This is a genomic window from Microbacterium sp. Be9 (assembly GCF_011754135.1).
GTDB classification, from domain to species: Bacteria; Actinomycetota; Actinomycetes; order Actinomycetales; family Microbacteriaceae; genus Microbacterium; species Microbacterium maritypicum_A.
Map to the genome: position 1 here is coordinate 269,493 of NZ_WNWT01000004.1, position 15,671 is coordinate 285,163.

Consider the following 15,671-nt stretch of genomic DNA (forward strand, 5'->3'; position numbering starts at 1 on the left):
CCTCCGGCTCAGGCCCGCAGGTAGAAGATGACCCCGGCCGCAGAAATCAATGCGGAGACGACGAAGATCCAGATAGCGAACGTCAACACGATCATGCGGGCGCTCCTCTCCGCTTGATCGCCCTCATAGATCTCAGCACCATTCACCTTCAACCGTTCGGCGGCAAGGGCGGTGAGGCGGCGTCGTGAGGCGAGGACGCCGAGCCCGAAGGCTCCCAGAACACCCGAGGACACGAGCGGCAGGATGAGCTCCCACTGCTCAGCAGGAGCGGGGCGGGGACCAGGCGCGTCATCGACGCCGTACACCACGAGGGCGGCTCCGACGATCACGAAAACGATGCCGATCAGTCGTGTCATCCATGGTCGTTGCGTGGCATTCGCCACGGATCCGCGATGTGATCCGATCACGTAGTTCCCCGCGACGATGAGCTCGGTGGTCTGCCGGGACAGGATCGACGCGAGGATGCCGATGAGGATGGCGAACCCGCCGATGAGCAACTCGATTCTCATCGCATCGCGACCGGAGGTCTATGCATGTGGAAATGATCGCACACGACGGCGGGCGCTCAGTCGATCTCCCGGAGCGCGGACGTCACGATCACGACACCGTCTCCGTACTCCGCGTCCGCGGCATCCTGGATCGTCCCGTCATCCCAGACGACATCGAGCCACACGTAACCGCGATCGGTGCGGAGGGTGACCGCCTCATCGCCGAGGCGGGCCGAGATGTCGTCCTGGATGCGGCTGAGTTCTCCGGGCGGCGTCGTGCCGTCGACACCGTCCGTGGGATCCTCCGGGGCGATCGGGTCGAAGAGTGCGAGCATGATTGGCGGATCGGTGTTCGTGAGTCGCTCGCCGTCGTAGGTGGCATACACGGCGTATGCACCCCACGTCGTCTCCCCGCTGGACTCGCGACCCTCCACGTCGTCCCAGGACCAGCCGTCGACGGGGACGCCGTCGCATTGCGGAGGAGACGACTCCATGATCGCTCCCATGCACAGCTGCACGTCGCCACCCACGTCCAGCACCGTACCCACCCCGATCACGCGCCCTTCGGGGAGATCGGGCCGGGCGTCCTCGATGCGCTGCTCGGACGACGCCGTCGTGCTCGTCGGAGCCGGCGAGGTGCCGGGGCCCGTCGTGCATGCGCTCAGGAACAGGAGGGCGACGCCTGAGGCGGCGGCGATGGACAGGCGACGCTGCGATGTGCTCATACCGACGAGTGTCGGTGAGATCCGGATCGTCTCAGACACGTCGGTACCGCGATCGCATCCCTGCTAGCATGACCTCATGCCTTTCGGCGGTCTGCTTCTTCTTAGCTGCCGCGACGAGTCCTAAAGCTAGGGCCTTCCTCGTCGCGGCGCTTGTGTTGGCCCGTTCATCTTGACGAAGAGAAGAAGCCCCATCATGCAGAACACTCAGCGCCCGTCCGCTATGCCGATCCACAAGTACCGGCCGTTCCACGAGCAGATCAACGTCCACCTGCCTGACCGCACCTGGCCCGACGCCCGGATCACCAAGGCGCCCCGTTGGTGCGCGGTCGACCTCCGTGACGGCAACCAGGCCCTGATCGACCCGATGTCGCCCGAGCGCAAGCGCGTGATGTTCGAGCTGCTCGTCAGCATGGGGTACAAGGAGATCGAGGTCGGCTTCCCCTCGGCGAGCCAGACCGACTTCGATTTCGTCCGTCAGCTCATCGAAGAGGACCTGATCCCGGACGACGTCACCATCCAGGTGCTGACGCAGGCGCGTGAGCACCTCATCGCGCGCACCTATGAGTCGATCGCCGGCGCCAAGCAGGCCATCGTTCACCTGTACAACTCGACGAGCGTGCTGCAGCGCGAGGTCGTCTTCCGCACCGACAAACAGGGCATCATCGACATCGCGCTCGAGGGGGCGCGTCTGTGCCGGAAGTTCGAGAAGACCATCCCCGACACGAAGGTCTACTACGAGTACTCGCCCGAGAGCTACACCGGCACCGAGCTCGAGTTCGCCGTCGACATCTGCAACCAGGTGATCGAGGTCTTCGAGCCCACTCCCGACCGCAAGGTGATCATCAACCTGCCCGCCACGGTCGAGATGGCCTCGCCCAATGTCTACGCCGATTCGATCGAGTGGATGAGCCGTCACCTCGCGCACCGCGAGAACGTGATCCTGTCGCTGCACCCGCACAACGACCGCGGTACCGCGATCGCAGCGGCTGAGCTCGGCTACATGGCCGGCGCCGATCGCATCGAGGGATGCCTGTTCGGCAACGGCGAGCGCACGGGCAACGTCGATATCGTCGCGCTGGGCATCAACCTCTTCACGCAGGGTATCGACCCGCAGATCGACTTCAGCGACATCGACCAGGTCAAGCGCACGGTCGAGTACTGCAACCAGCTGCCGGTGCCGGAGCGCAGCCCGTGGGCGGGCGACCTCGTCTTCACCGCTTTCAGCGGATCGCATCAGGACGCGATCAAGAAGGGCTTCGAAGCCATGGCCGTGCGTGCCGAGGCCGAGGGCGTGACGGTCGACGACATCGAGTGGGCCGTACCGTACCTGCCCGTCGACCCGAAGGACCTCGGTCGCTCCTACGAGGCCGTCATCCGCGTGAATTCGCAGTCCGGCAAGGGCGGTGTCGCCTACCTGCTGAAGGCCGACCACGCGATCGATCTGCCCCGCAAGCTCCAGATCGAGTTCTCGGGCGTCGTGCAGGCGAAGACGGATGCCGAAGGTGGAGAGGTCACGAGCGAGCAGATCTGGTCGATCTTCAACGACGAGTACCTTCCGGCGGTCGACACGGCGGCGAAGTGGGGACGCTTCGAGCTCCTCGCCACGCAGACCCGCAGTGACATGTCCGGCGACGTCGCCCTCGACGTGGTCCTGCGCGACGACGATCAGCAGGTGTCCGTCACCGGCAACGGCAACGGGCCTGTCGCCGCTTTCGTCGAGGTGCTGCGTGGGCAGGGCTTCGACATCACGGTGTACGACTACGTCGAGCATGCGCTCAGCGCCGGTGGCGACGCGCAGGCGGCAGCCTACGTCGAGCTGCAGGTCGGCGATCAGCGTCTGTGGGGCGTCGGCATCGACGGCGACATCTCGACCGCGTCCCTCAAGGCGATCGTGTCGGGTGTGAACCGTTCGATCCGCACGCGTCAGCAGGAGCTCGCGGCGGTCTGATCGATGCGTCTCGACGACGGCGGCCGGAATCCCCGAGGATCCCGGCCGCCGTCGTCTGTGTGTGCACCTCTGGTCAGGGGGCTATGCGACCCATTGCACCAGCTGCCAGACGAGACCGTTCGGATCGGCGAACTGGCAGTAGCGCTCACCCCACGGCTCGGTCTCCGGGGGAGTGATGACCCGCGCTCCGGCGTCGGAGATGCGCGCGAACTCCCGGTCGATGTCGTCGACGACGAACACGACCAGGGTGCCTTCCCCTGCGGAGCCGGAGATCTCCTGCGGGCGGAACGTGCTCAGTCCGGTCTCGAGGAAGATGATGCTCGGTGGAGAGTCCGGGTGCTGCAGGGAGACAAAGCCCTCGGCGGACATCGCCTCCTCGAAGCCGAAGTGGGTCTTGGCGAAGGACGCCGAGGCGGCGACGTCGGGAACGTTGAGCGAGATGGCGGTCTGAGTGATGTTCACGGTTCTCCTGTCATAAACTACGTACAACGTACAGAGTTAAGTTGTCGACGCGGGAGGGTATTCCGAAATGGCCAAGAATCTCGTGGACCTGCTCTGGCGCAAGGACGCGTCCGAGCGAGCGGACGGGCGTCGCGGGCCGCGTTCTCGCGTATCCGTCGACGCCGTGGTGTCCGGGGCGATCGAACTCGCGGACGCCGGTGGGGCCGAGGCGGTGACGGTCCGTGCGCTGGCGCAGTCGCTCGACCTCACGGCGATGTCCGTCTACACGCACGTCAACAGTCGGGCGGACCTGCTCGTCCTGATGGTCGACGAGGCGCACGCGAGGATGGTGACGTCGCCGGCGGACGGAGCGGGGTGGCGAGCCCGCGTGCGTCGCGTGGTCGATGAGAATCTCGCCCTGTTCCGCGCCCATGCGTGGTTGCTGGACGTCGATGATGCTCGAGTCGTCGTGGGTCCGGGAACGATAGCGAAGTACGACCGCGAGTTGCGGGCATTCGACGACGCCGGACTGTCTGCTGTCGAGCGTGACGCGGCGTTGTCCTTCGTCCTCGACTTCGTGAGGGCGACGGCGGCGAGAATGCGCGGGAGTGCAGAGCGGGAGCGCTTCGGGCCGTTCTGGGCCGACGCCGCGCCGCGCGTGACGGGATATCTCGGGGCGGACTTCCCCCTTGCTCAGGCGGTCGGTCAAGCAGCCGGCGAAGCGATGGACGGCCCCTACGACGCCGACGTCGCATGGGACTTCGGTGTGGCACGGGTGATCGACGGGCTCGCCGGCATCGTCTCGGATTCCTCGCCGCGCTGAGAGCGTGTCGTGCTGGTTCTCAGAGGTCGGCGCTGGGCTTGACGATCGCGATCGCGCCGGTCTCTGCGGCCACCTTGCGGCGGTAGATGCGCCGCTGCTCGGGCAGGGAGACGTCGAACGTGACGGCGAGGACCCGGATGACGGCTGTGACGGCGATGCCGATGACCGCCGCGAGAGTGATCGGCATCCCGAGGGCGACGGCGATCACGATGAAGGTGCATCCTGCCCCCGCGGCGACCGCGTAGAGCGAACCGACGTGCATGATCGCGGTCGGAAGCCCCATGAGCATGTCGCGGAGCACGCTGCCACCGACCGCGGCGCAGACGCCGATGAAGACCGCCGGGACTTCGGGGATCCCGAATGCGAGGGCCTTGCTCGTCCCGAAGGCGCCGAACATGCCGATCACCACGGCATCGAGGACCACGATCACGGTGTTCAGCCGGGTGAAGAGGCCCGCGAGCAGCATGCCGAGCAGGGCCGCACCGCCGGCGGTGACCAGATACCACTGATTCTGCAGGGTGGCGGGCGTCTGCCCGAGCAGGATGTCGCGGATGAGACCGCCACCCATCCCGATCATGATGCCGATGATCGAGACGCCGAGCCAGTCGAGTCGACGCTGCCCCTGGAACCCCGATGCGAACATCGCGCCCTGGACGCCACCGAGGCCGACGCCGAGGAGGTCCGCCCACAGCGGAATGGTGAAGAGCGGTTCGGTCACGCCTCCATTCTCGCGCACGGAGGATAATCGGAGGGTGCCCACCTATCGAGACGAAGCGGTGATCCTGCGCACCCACAAGCTCGGTGAGGCGGATCGCATCGTCATCATGCTCTCGCGGCGTCATGGCAAGGTTCGCGCGGTCGCGAAGGGCGTGCGCCGGACCTCGTCGAAGTTCGGGGCCAGACTCGAGCCGTTCATGGTCGCCGACGTGCAGCTGTATCAAGGCCGCTCGCTCGACATCGTGCAGCAGGCCGAGTCGCTCGGTTCCTACGGAACGGACATCGCCGCGCACTACGACCGGTTCACGGCGGCCAACGCGATGGTCGAGACGGCCGATCGCCTGAGCGACTCGGAGGCGACGCCCGACCAGTACCTGCTCCTCGTCGGCGGGCTGCGTGCGCTGTCCCGCGGAGAGCATGTCGCCCGCAGCATCCTCGACTCGTATCTGCTGCGGGTGATGTCCCTCTCCGGATGGGCGCCCTCCCTCGACGAATGCGCGCGCTGCGGCACTCCGGGTCCGCACTCCCGGTTCGTCGCGCAGCTGGGCGGACTGGTCTGCCAGAACTGCGCCCCTGCCGGGAGCCCCCGCGTCGCCGAGAAGACCCTGGCGCTGCTCCGGGCGCTGATCGCCGGCGAGTGGGACGTCATCGACGGGTCTTCGCCCGCCGACACGGCCGCCGCGTCCGGCCTGGTCTCCGCCTACGCTCAATGGCATCTGGAACGCGGGATCCGCTCCCTCGCCCACGTGTCCGACATCCCTTCGGAAGGAGAACGGTGAGCCCGAAGCCGTATACGCACAAGGACGCCGTGGCCTATCGCCCGCTGGACTGGACCGGCGTGCATCCCCCTGCGTTCCGGGCCGTGCCGGAGCACGTGGCGATCGTCATGGACGGCAACGGCCGCTGGGCCAACCGCCGGGGTCTCAACCGGATCGAAGGTCACAAGGCAGGGGAGGAGGTGCTTCTCGATGTGGTCGCCGGCGCGATCCAGGCCGGGGTGAAGCATCTCTCCGTGTACGCGTTCTCGACCGAGAACTGGGCGCGCTCTCCCGAGGAGGTTCGCTTCCTGATGGGGTATAACCGCGACGTGCTGCACCGACGCCGTGATCAGCTCAACGAATGGGGCGTGCGGATCCGCTGGGCCGGACGCAAGCCGCGTCTGTGGGGAAGCGTCATCAAGGAGCTCCAGCACGCCGAGCAGCTCACTCGTGGCAACGACGTGCTCACCCTCACCATGTGTGTGAACTACGGCGGCAGGGTGGAGCTCGTCGATGCGATGCGGGCGGTCGCCGAGGATGTCGCCGCCGGGCGGGTGAAGCCGAAGGCGATCACCGAGAAGATGATCCGCCGGAACCTGTATGTGCCCGACATGCCGGACGTCGACCTGTTCCTGCGCAGCTCGGGGGAGCAACGCACCTCGAACTTCCTGTTGTGGGAGTCGGCCTACGCCGAGATGGTGTTCCTCGACACCCTCTGGCCCGATTTCTCGCGTGAGGAGCTGTGGCGCGCCATCGGTATCTATCTGTCGCGCGATCGTCGTTTCGGCGGCGCGATCGACACGCCGGAGGCCTCGGCCTGAGCCCGGAGCCACCTCTCGGCTTCCCGCGGATGGCGCAGCCTCACGACGACGAGGTGGGGGAAGTGTTCCTGCAGGGCCGGAAACCGCTCGCTCCATTTGTGGAGCGTCGCCGTCTGCCACGCGAGGATGTTCTCCTCGGGATCGCGGTTCAGCAGGTTCCACGGTCCCTTCTCGCGGTTCCCGTTCCAGAGCTCGAGTCGCAGGATGCCGCGGGCGAGCGTGCGCCGGATCAGACGGGCGCGCACGACGCGGTGGGGATAGTCCAGCCAGACGGCGAGCTGCGCGCGCGGCGTGAGGATCGCATCCGTGCCCTTGCTCGTGTACTGCCACTCGGTGACCCAACGGTCGTCGGACGCGAAGGCGCGCACGTCGTCGAGGAACTCGGGGCGAGGAGTCCAGTTCGGTCCGTGGAACAGACCGTCGATCTCGACGTGGCGCAGGCTCCACATCGTGCCGATACGCCGCGACAGGGTCGTCTTCCCCGAGCCGGAGACGCCCGCCACCAGAACCCGCTCCGGCCGGAGCGGCAGCGGGTCGTCGGCGGAGAGCATCCGAGAAGCCTACCCGCGAGCTGTGGCTGCCTCGGAATAGCTCATAGGCGCATGCGGTTGCATGAGAGTGTGACTGAACCCATCTCCATCGACATCTGGTCCGACATCGCCTGCCCCTGGTGCTACATCGGCAAGCGCAACCTCGAGAAGGGTCTCGAAGCGGTCGCCGCCGACGAGGACGCACCGCAGGTCAACATCACCTTCCACTCCTTCGAGCTCTCGCCCGACACCCCCGTCGACTTCGACGGCGACGAGATCGACTTCCTCGCCGGGCACAAGGGAATGCCGCGCGAGCAGGTCGAGCAGATGCTGTCGAATGTGACCGGTGTCGCCGCGAACGCGGGACTCGAGTACCGTTTCGACCTGCTGCAGCACACCAACACGGTCAAGGCTCATGAGCTGCTGCACTTCGCGAAGGCCGAGGGCCTGCAGCACGAGCTGGAGGAGCGGCTCATGTCCGCCTACTTCACCGAAGGCAAGCACGTCGGCCGTATCGACGACCTGGTCGAGCTCGCGACCGAGGTCGGCCTCGACGCAGATCGCGCTCGCGCGGCGCTCGAGAGCGAGCAGTACCTGCCGGCGGTTCGTCAGGATCAGGCCCAGGCCCGCGCCTACGGCATCCAGGGTGTGCCGTTCTTCGTCGTCGACGGCCAGTACGGCATCAGCGGGGCGCAGCCACCGGCGGCGTTCGAGAACGTCCTCCGCGACCTCTGGGCGAAGCGCGGAGAAGCCGAGACGGAGACGGCAGCCGTCTGACCGTTCGGCGCCGGTCCGACCGCTCGGCTCGATCTAGCGGGTCAGCGCGGCTTCGATGGCGCTGACGATCTCGGGGGCGTCCGGCTTCTGCTTCGGGCGGAAGCGCAGGACGTCCCCATCCGGCAGCACGAGGAACTTCTCGAAGTTCCACTCGACCCGTCCGGCTTTTCCGCCGGCGTCCGGGGTCTCCTTGAGTGCCTTGTAGAGCTCCGCGGCGTTCTTGCCGTTCACCTTGACCTTGTCGTTGACCGGGAACGTGACGCCGTACGTCGTCGAGCAGAACTCGAGGATGTCGTCCACCGAGCCGGGCTCCTGGCCGAAGAACTGGTTGCACGGGAAGCCGACGACCGTGAACCCGCGGTCGCCGTACAGACGCTGCAGCTCCTCGAGCTGCTCGTACTGCGGCGTCAGGCCGCACTTGGAGGCGACGTTCACGACCAGCACCACGTCGGCACCGAGATCGTCGAGCGTCTTCTCCTCGCCCTTCGCGTCGGTGAACGGGATCGTGCGGAGCGCGGATTCGGTCATATTCACAGCTTAGATCGCCGCATCCCCGTGGGCTCCGCGTCTGGGAGAATAGAGGGGACATGACTCTCGCCACCGCACCTGCCCGCCCCCTTCGCATCGGTCCGATCGATCTCGACGTGCCGGTCGTCCTCGCACCCATGGCGGGGATCACCAACACCGCCTTCCGGCGACTGTGTCGTGAGTACGGCGCCGGGCTGTACGTCAGCGAGATGATCACCTCGCGCGCTCTCGTCGAGCGCAACGAGACCACCATGCGACTGATCCGCCACCACGAGTCGGAGACGCCGCGGTCCATCCAGCTGTACGGCGTCGACCCGAAGACCATCGCCGAGGCCGTCCGCATCATCGTCGCCGAGGACCACGCCGACCACATCGACCTCAACTTCGGGTGCCCGGTGCCGAAGGTCACGCGCCGCGGCGGGGGCGCGGCGCTGCCGTGGAAGTCGAAGCTGTTCGCCGACATCGTCGACCAGGCGGTGAAAGCCGCAGGCGACATCCCTCTCACGGTGAAGATGCGCAAGGGCATCGATAAAGACCACCTCACCTTCCTCGATGCCGGGCGAGCGGCTGAAGATGCGGGGGCGGCCGCGGTCGCGCTGCACGCCAGGACCGCTGGCGAGTTCTACTCGGGGTTCGCGGACTGGAATGCGATCGGCGAGCTGAAGCAGGCGGTCACGAGCATCCCGGTGCTCGGCAACGGCGACATCTGGTCGGCCGACGACGCCGTGCGCATGATGGCGCAGACCGACTGCGACGGTGTCGTGGTCGGACGTGGCTGCCTCGGACGCCCGTGGCTGTTCGGCGAGCTGGCCACGGCCTTCGGTGGGGAGGGGAAGACCGTCGATGCGACACTCGGCTTCGTCGCGAACGCCTTCCGTCGCCACGCCGAGCTGCTGGTCGAGTTCTTCGAGGACGAGGACCGCGGGTGCCGGGATATCCGCAAGCACGTGTCCTGGTACTTCAAGGGCTACCCGGTCGGGGGCGACATCCGCACCGGACTCGCCACGGCATCCAGCCTCGCCGAGATCGACGACCTCCTCGGCCGGCTCGATCACACGGCGCCCTATCCCGGTGCGGACGCCGAGGGGCAGCGCGGTCGAGCGGGACACCCGAAGCGCACCGCCCTGCCGGAGAAGTGGTTGGAGTCGCGGGAGATCGCATCCGACACCTCGGAGATGATGCGTGGAGCGGAGATCGAGAACAGTGGCGGTTGACCCCAAGGCAGGCCTGCGCGCCGACGGCTACGACGCGCGAGACGCCGAACGCTTCTTCGCCGAAACCCATCGTTCCGAGCGCAACGATTTCGCTCGCGATCGTGCCCGTGTTCTGCACTCCGCCGCGCTGCGCCGACTCGCCGCGAAGACGCAGGTGCTCAGTCCCGCCAGCACCGCGGATTTCGCCCGCAACCGGCTGACGCATTCCCTCGAGGTGGCTCAGGTCGGGCGCGAGCTCGCTGTCGCCCTCGGCGTCTCGGCGGATGTCGTCGACACGGCGTGCCTGAGCCACGACCTGGGGCATCCTCCCTTCGGTCACAACGGCGAACGAGCTCTCAACGAGTGGGCAGAGCCCATCGGGGGCTTCGAGGGGAACGCCCAGTCCCTGCGCATCCTCTCGCGGCTGGAGGCGAAGGTCCTCGACGACGCCGACCGTTCCGTGGGGTTGAATCTGACCCGTGCGAGCCTCGACGCCACTTGCAAGTACCCGTGGACGGTCGACAGTCCGGTGCCGGACCCGGGTGGTCGGCTGAAGTTCGGGGTGTACCCCGAGGACGAGGCGGTCTTCCGCTGGATGCGCGAAGGGGCGCCGGGGCGTCTGCGCTGCATCGAAGCCGAGATCATGGATCTCTCCGACGATATCGCGTACTCGGTCCACGACTTCGAGGACGCCATCGTGAACGGCTATGTCGACGTCGCTCAGCTCGCCGACCCCCGTCAGCACGACGCTCTCGTCGGACGGATCCAGCAGTGGGTGGGATACGACTTCACTCGCGATGAACTCGCCGATGCGCTCTACCGCCTCGCGTCGCAGCCGATGTGGCTCTCGTCGTTCGACCGCTCCCGCCAGGCACTGGCCCGTCTCAAGAACCTCACGAGCGATCTGATCGGACGCTTCGCCCGAGCCTCGGTCTCCGCGACCACGGAGGCCTACGGCACGACAGCACTCGTCCGCTACAACGCCCATGTCGTCGTCCCGCGAGTGATCGAGGTCGAGATCGCCGTGCTCAAGGGCATCATGGGGCAGGCGATCGTCACGATCGAAGCCCGCAAGGGCGTCTACAAGGAGCAGCGGCGTGTGCTGAAGAGACTCGCCGACGCCCTCTGGTCGACCGACGCGCTGTGGTCCGCCGGGTCCGATGTGCTCGAGCCCGCGTTCGCCGCGGACTTCGTCGCGGCGGAGAACGACACCGAACGCGCCAGAGTCGTGGTGGACCAGATCGCGAGCCTCACCGACCAGAGCGCGATCGACTGGCACAACCGCCTCGTCGGCGAGATCGATCCGGCCGAGGTCGGGATCTGGACTCCCCGTCACGCCCGCCCTGGCGCCCAGGCGCACGCCGAGCGGCTGCCCGTCGCCGAAAGGGCGCACTGATGCCCCGGATCCGGCAGGCCGATGTCGATGAGGTGAAGGCGCGCACGAACATCGCCGACATCATCGGGGAGCGTGTCGCTCTCAAGTCGGCCGGTGTCGGGTCGCTCAAGGGGCTGTGTCCTTTCCACGATGAGAAGAGCCCGAGCTTCCATGTGCGCCAGCAGGTAGGGTACTACCACTGCTTCGGATGCGGGGAGTCGGGGGACGTCTACTCCTTCCTGCGGGAGATGGATCACGTCAGCTTCACGGAAGCGGTCGAGCGTCTCGCCGGGCGTATCGGGTACACACTGCACTATGAAGACGGGGGAGCAGCCCCCGAGACGAGCGGCCGCAGCCGGCTGTACGCGGCGAACACCGCGGCGGCGGAGTTCTTCCGTGCGCAGCTGCTCACCCCTGATGCGGAGGCCGGACGGCGCTTTCTCGGCGAGAGAGGATTCGACGCCGGAGCTGCTGCGCATTTCGGAGTCGGCTTCGCTCCGCGCGGCTGGGACGGGATGCTCAAGGCCCTGACCGCACAGGGGTTCACCCGCGAGGAGCTGAGCAATGCGGGTCTCGTCTCCACGGGGCAGCGCGGGGTCTACGACCGCTTCCGCGGGCGTCTGGTGTGGCCGATCCGGGATGTCTCGGGGCAGACCATCGGATTCGGCGCGCGCAAGCTCTTCGACGACGACCAGGGACCCAAGTACCTGAACACCCCGGAGACGCCCATCTACAAGAAGGCGCAGGTGCTGTACGGGCTCGACCTCGCCAAGCGCGACATCGCTCGCGGCGACCCTCGCCGTGTGGTCGTGGTCGAGGGATACACCGACGTGATGGCCTGTCACCTCGCCGGTCTCACGACGGCGATCGCGACATGTGGCACGGCCTTCGGCACCGATCACATCAAGGTGCTGCGCCGGGTGATGGGTGACGACAACGCATCCGGTGAGGTCGTCTTCACGTTCGACGGTGACGAGGCGGGGCAGAAGGCCGCGCTGCGTGCCTTCACGGAGGACGACCGTTTCAACGCGCAGACCTTCGTCGCCGTCGCGCCCGACGGCCTCGACCCGTGTGATCTGCGTCTTCAGCGCGGAGACGCCGCGGTTCGCGGACTGATGGACGCGAAGCAGCCGATGTTCGAGTTCGCGATCGACCGCAAGCTCAGTGGCTTCGACCTCTCGACGGTCGAGGGTCGGGTCGGGGCTCTGCGGGCCGCGGCTCCGATCGTGGCCGAGATCCGTGACCAGCTCCTCCGGCCGGGATACGAGCGTGTGCTGGCGCGTCGGCTCGGGATGGATCCCACCGAGGTGCGCAGTGAAGTCGAACGCGCGGCTCGTGGGGGACCTGCACCGCATCAGGTGCGTCGGGAGGCTCCGCAGATCGACTCGGTGACCGGCGCTCCCCTCGTCGCTCCGGTCACTCTCGCGACCCTGCCTCGCAGCCCCGACGTCGCGGTCGAACGCGATGCGCTGATGGGAGCCCTGCAGTACGGGCATCAGGTTGATCAGGCCCTCCTCAACAGGGCTCTGGAGGCGCCGTTCCGCACCCCGGCACTGGATGCCGTGCGCGAGGCCGTCGCCGCGGCTCCCGACCGCACCAGGGCCGGCTGGGTGACCGAGGCCGTGAACGGCGTCCGCGAGCCCTACCGCTCGCTCGCGGGGGAGCTGCTGATGACGCCGTTCCCGGAGCGGACGGAAGAGCGGGCCGTCGCCACCGTGGCCGACCTCGCCCGCAGGCTCGTGCTCCGCCAGCTCGAGCACGAGAAGCAGGAGCTCCTCGGTGCGGTGCAGCGCGTGCCCGCCGATTCCGACGGTGGTCGCGCGCTGCGGATGCGTCTGCGCGACATCGACGCAGAGCGTCAGCGCTTCGCCGAGTCGTAACGCGTACCGGCATCGCCCAGAGGGCAGGATGGAGTCATGTCCCGCAGGCCCGTATCCACGAACGCGATCGATTGCTCCGATCTGGTGATCGACCGCATCGGCCACGGGATCCCGACTCGGGCAGTCGACGGCGTCACCTTCTCCCTTGCCCCGGGCGGACTCATCTGCGTCGCGGGCCCCACGGGTTCGGGCAAATCGACATTGGTCGCCGCTCTCGCCGGTTCCACCGATCCCTCGGTCAAGGTCGTCGGCGGGCGCGCCGAGGTGTGCGGGGTGGATGTGCGTCGCCCGGGTCGCAAGCATCGGATCCTCACCTACCGCACCGGATTCGTACCGCAGGGCGCCGGCGCTGATCTGCCGCCGCGACTCACCGTGAACGAGGTGATCGCGGAGCCCATCCTCATGCGCGAGCGGCGGGTGAACACGAAGGCGCTCTCGATCCGCGTCGCCACTCTGCTCGACGAGCTGCACCTTCCTCTCGGAACAGCCGCGAAGTTCCCCTACGAGCTCAGTGCGGGCATGCGTCAGCGCGTGGCGATCGCGCGGTCGTTCGTCCTGGAGCCGAAGGTGCTCATCGCCGACGAGGTGCTCGCGAATCTCGACCTCGAGGTGCGGCCGGTCGTGTTCGATGCGATCACCCGTCGTCGCAAGGAGCAGTCGATGGCGGCTCTCCTCGTCACCAATGACGCCGACTTCATCCGCGAGCTGAACGCCGAGACGCTCATGCTCCGCAACGGACATGTCGTCGCGCGCGGCGTGGGCAAGGACCTGCTGTGGGTGCCGAACGCGGAGTCGGATTCGCGCCACTGACCCCGACACGCCCGGCATCCGCGAACGGCGCCCCGGTGTCGTGAACAGGTCCGGGAGTTTGCTAAGCTTGTCGAGTTGCCCGCTCAGCGGTGCACATTCCTCGGTAGCTCAATTGGCAGAGCAGCCGGCTGTTAACCGGCAGGTTCTTGGTTCGAGTCCAAGCCGGGGAGCCAACGAGAGAAGCCCCCTCCACGGAGGGGGCTTCTCTCGTTTTCCCGTGCACCGAGCGGGCACCGTCGAGCGGGCACCGTCGAGCAGGCACCGTCGAGCAGGCACCGAACGGGCACCGTCGAGCAGGCACCGTCGAAGAGCGGACGTCGATCAGCCGAGGGACGAGAAGAGCCCCTTCATCGGAAGGGGCTCTTCTCGTCCGAGGGAGGCCGGATCAGCCGACGCCCTCCATCGCGCTCGTCTCGGTGTTGCCGATGCGGGCGATGACCTCGGGCCGACGGCGGGCCAGGTAGGCGTACCGGGTGAGGGCCAGGGCGACCGTCACGAGGAACACGTAGGGGATCACGTTGTAGGGGAAGACCGGCACCGGCCAGGCGTTCGCGAAGAAGACGTAGGCCATGGTGACGACGGCGACCGTCGCGCAGACCTTCACGAGTCCATTGCGCATCTTCGCGCGCTGCGTGTAGACGACACAGGCGATCGCGACGAGTGCGTAGGCGACCATGTAGCCGTAGGTGCCCCAGGTGTTCACCCAGACGAGGATCTCGCCGGTCGCCGCGCCCGAGAGCAGCAGCACGATGTCCACCGCCACGGCTGCAGCGCCGGCGATGATCAGGACGCGGTGAGGCGTCAGATGCTGCTCGTGGGTGCGTCCGAATCGTTCGGCGACGACGCCCTCCTTGCCCATCACGTACACGATGCGACCGATCACGTTGAGCGGAGCGACGACCACGGCGAAGAACGACGCGGAGACACCGAACGTGAGCACGGCCGCGAACCAGCCGGGCATCCCGATCAGTGCGGACATGCTCTCCAGGGGACTGGACGAGGTGGCGAGGTCGTCACCGAGTACCGTGATCTGGGTGTACGCGGCGAACACGTACAGCACCCCCACACCGAGGGCGCTCCACATGATCGCGCGGGGGATGGCCTTGTACGGCTCCTTGGCCTCGCGACCGAGCGCGTCGGCGGAGGAGAAGCCGACGAAACCGAGGATGCCGAGGACCATGCCGGACGCGACCCCCTGGAACGACGATCCGGAAGCGAGCACCTGCGCGGGGTCCCACGCGGCGGGGCCGGCCCACACGAGCGCGGCGATCAGGAGAACGAGGATGATTCCCACCGAGACGAGCTCCAGTACGAGCGAGACCCGGGCGGACAGGCGGATCCCGCGGATCGTGAACAGCGTCGCCAGGCCGCCGAGGACGACGGCGAGGCCGATGTCCCACCCGAGGCCCTGGGCGGGGAGGCCCAGCATGGTGAGGAACTGCGCCATGTAGCTGACGGAGCCGCTGAGTGAAGCCGCAGCGATGCCGAAGCAGCCGATCAGCAGTGTGACGCCGGCGAGGAATGCGCCGAACGGACCGAGCCCCTTGGAGACATAGGTGTAGAGCGATCCCGCAGAGGCGTGCTTGCGGGCGAACACGACAACGCAGTAGCCGACGCACAGGATGACGATGGTCGCGAGTGCGAAGGCGTAGATGGTGCCGTTGCCGGCACCGAGGAAGATGGCCGCAGCGGTGAACGCGATGACGGCGCTGGGGGCGATGTTCGCGATGGCCTGGGCGGCGAGTTCCGGTCCGCTCATGACGCCGGTGCGAAGACCGGCATCGGTGGGCGTGCCGGGTGGGGCGACGACGGTGTCTGACATGGTTCTCCTGGATTCGGGTTTCCGGGGATGGGGTG

The 15,671-nt window shown here is 67.3% G+C and carries 16 protein-coding genes and 1 tRNA gene; 10 read left to right on the top strand and 7 right to left on the bottom strand.

From position 1 onward, the window contains the following. Nucleotides 1-8 precede the first annotated feature (8 nt). A complete protein-coding gene (locus tag GLO27_RS05495; RefSeq protein WP_167253966.1) occupies nt 9-509 on the bottom strand; it encodes a hypothetical protein in 501 nt (166 codons plus the stop codon). Between the two features lie 56 nt (nt 510-565). Further along, on the bottom strand, nt 566-1,213 hold the full coding sequence (locus tag GLO27_RS05500) for a hypothetical protein (protein ID WP_029260221.1): 648 nt from the start codon (nt 1,211-1,213) through the stop codon (nt 566-568). A gap of 193 nt (nt 1,214-1,406) precedes the next feature. On the opposite strand from GLO27_RS05500, the gene leuA reads away from it, so the two are divergent. Next, complete coding sequence (leuA, locus tag GLO27_RS05505) at nt 1,407-3,161, top strand: 2-isopropylmalate synthase (protein WP_021198579.1); 1,755 nt, start codon at nt 1,407-1,409, stop codon at nt 3,159-3,161. Nucleotides 3,162-3,242: 81 nt separating this feature from the next. Here the strand turns inward: leuA and GLO27_RS05510 are convergent, their stop codons facing one another. Next, nucleotides 3,243-3,623 (bottom strand): VOC family protein, encoded by a 381-nt coding sequence (locus tag GLO27_RS05510; protein WP_167253968.1) that lies wholly within the window; start codon nt 3,621-3,623, stop codon nt 3,243-3,245. 67 nt (nt 3,624-3,690) lie between these two features. On the opposite strand from GLO27_RS05510, the gene GLO27_RS05515 reads away from it, so the two are divergent. Then, the gene (locus GLO27_RS05515) at nt 3,691-4,425 is read left to right on the top strand and encodes a TetR/AcrR family transcriptional regulator C-terminal domain-containing protein (protein ID WP_167253970.1); all 735 of its coding nucleotides are present in this window, start codon (nt 3,691-3,693) and stop codon (nt 4,423-4,425) included. A 19-nt stretch (nt 4,426-4,444) separates the two neighbouring features. On the opposite strand, the gene GLO27_RS05520 is transcribed toward GLO27_RS05515, so the two are convergent. Continuing rightward, on the bottom strand, nt 4,445-5,143 hold the full coding sequence (locus GLO27_RS05520; protein WP_021198582.1) for a TRIC cation channel family protein: 699 nt from the start codon (nt 5,141-5,143) through the stop codon (nt 4,445-4,447). 34 nt (nt 5,144-5,177) lie between these two features. Here GLO27_RS05520 and recO point away from each other — a divergent pair, with 34 nt between their 5' ends. After that, nucleotides 5,178-5,921 carry a DNA repair protein RecO gene (gene recO / locus GLO27_RS05525; RefSeq protein ID WP_021198583.1) on the top strand — a complete coding sequence of 248 codons (744 nt, stop codon included), beginning with the start codon at nt 5,178-5,180 and terminating at the stop codon, nt 5,919-5,921. Continuing rightward, nucleotides 5,918-6,721: an isoprenyl transferase gene (locus GLO27_RS05530; protein ID WP_167253972.1), complete on the top strand. Its 804-nt coding sequence runs from the start codon at nt 5,918-5,920 to the stop codon at nt 6,719-6,721. The genes recO and GLO27_RS05530 overlap by 4 nt, the downstream gene beginning before the upstream one ends. On the opposite strand, the gene GLO27_RS05535 is transcribed toward GLO27_RS05530, so the two are convergent. Next, on the bottom strand, nt 6,661-7,272 hold the full coding sequence (locus GLO27_RS05535; RefSeq protein ID WP_021198585.1) for a hypothetical protein: 612 nt from the start codon (nt 7,270-7,272) through the stop codon (nt 6,661-6,663). The genes GLO27_RS05530 and GLO27_RS05535 overlap by 61 nt on opposite strands. A 69-nt stretch (nt 7,273-7,341) precedes the next feature. Here GLO27_RS05535 and GLO27_RS05540 point away from each other — a divergent pair, with 69 nt between their 5' ends. After that, nucleotides 7,342-8,028: a DsbA family oxidoreductase gene (locus GLO27_RS05540; RefSeq protein WP_167253974.1), complete on the top strand. Its 687-nt coding sequence runs from the start codon at nt 7,342-7,344 to the stop codon at nt 8,026-8,028. 33 nt (nt 8,029-8,061) lie between these two features. Here the strand turns inward: GLO27_RS05540 and GLO27_RS05545 are convergent, their stop codons facing one another. Continuing rightward, the gene (locus GLO27_RS05545) at nt 8,062-8,556 is read right to left on the bottom strand and encodes a glutathione peroxidase (protein ID WP_021198587.1); all 495 of its coding nucleotides are present in this window, start codon (nt 8,554-8,556) and stop codon (nt 8,062-8,064) included. A gap of 59 nt (nt 8,557-8,615) precedes the next feature. Between GLO27_RS05545 and dusB the strand changes: the two genes are divergently transcribed. From dusB to GLO27_RS05570, 5 genes are all read left to right on the top strand, one after another. Beyond that, entirely contained in the window at nt 8,616-9,770 is a 1,155-nt protein-coding gene (gene dusB, locus GLO27_RS05550; protein ID WP_021198588.1) for a tRNA dihydrouridine synthase DusB, read from the top strand. Next, entirely contained in the window at nt 9,760-11,145 is a 1,386-nt protein-coding gene (locus GLO27_RS05555) for a deoxyguanosinetriphosphate triphosphohydrolase (protein WP_167253976.1), read from the top strand. Before dusB ends, GLO27_RS05555 begins: the two co-directional genes overlap by 11 nt. After that, nucleotides 11,145-13,004 carry a DNA primase gene (gene dnaG, locus GLO27_RS05560; protein WP_029260226.1) on the top strand — a complete coding sequence of 620 codons (1,860 nt, stop codon included), beginning with the start codon at nt 11,145-11,147 and terminating at the stop codon, nt 13,002-13,004. The genes GLO27_RS05555 and dnaG overlap by 1 nt, the downstream gene beginning before the upstream one ends. 36 nt (nt 13,005-13,040) lie before the next feature. Then, nucleotides 13,041-13,814, top strand: a complete 774-nt coding sequence (locus GLO27_RS05565) for an ATP-binding cassette domain-containing protein (RefSeq protein WP_029260227.1) — start codon at nt 13,041-13,043, stop codon at nt 13,812-13,814. 97 nt (nt 13,815-13,911) lie between these two features. Beyond that, nucleotides 13,912-13,987: transfer RNA gene (locus GLO27_RS05570), tRNA-Asn, on the top strand. Nucleotides 13,988-14,199: 212 nt separating this feature from the next. Here the strand turns inward: GLO27_RS05570 and GLO27_RS05575 are convergent. After that, nucleotides 14,200-15,636 carry an APC family permease gene (locus tag GLO27_RS05575; RefSeq protein WP_167253978.1) on the bottom strand — a complete coding sequence of 479 codons (1,437 nt, stop codon included), beginning with the start codon at nt 15,634-15,636 and terminating at the stop codon, nt 14,200-14,202. Nucleotides 15,637-15,671: the final 35 nt, after the last annotated feature.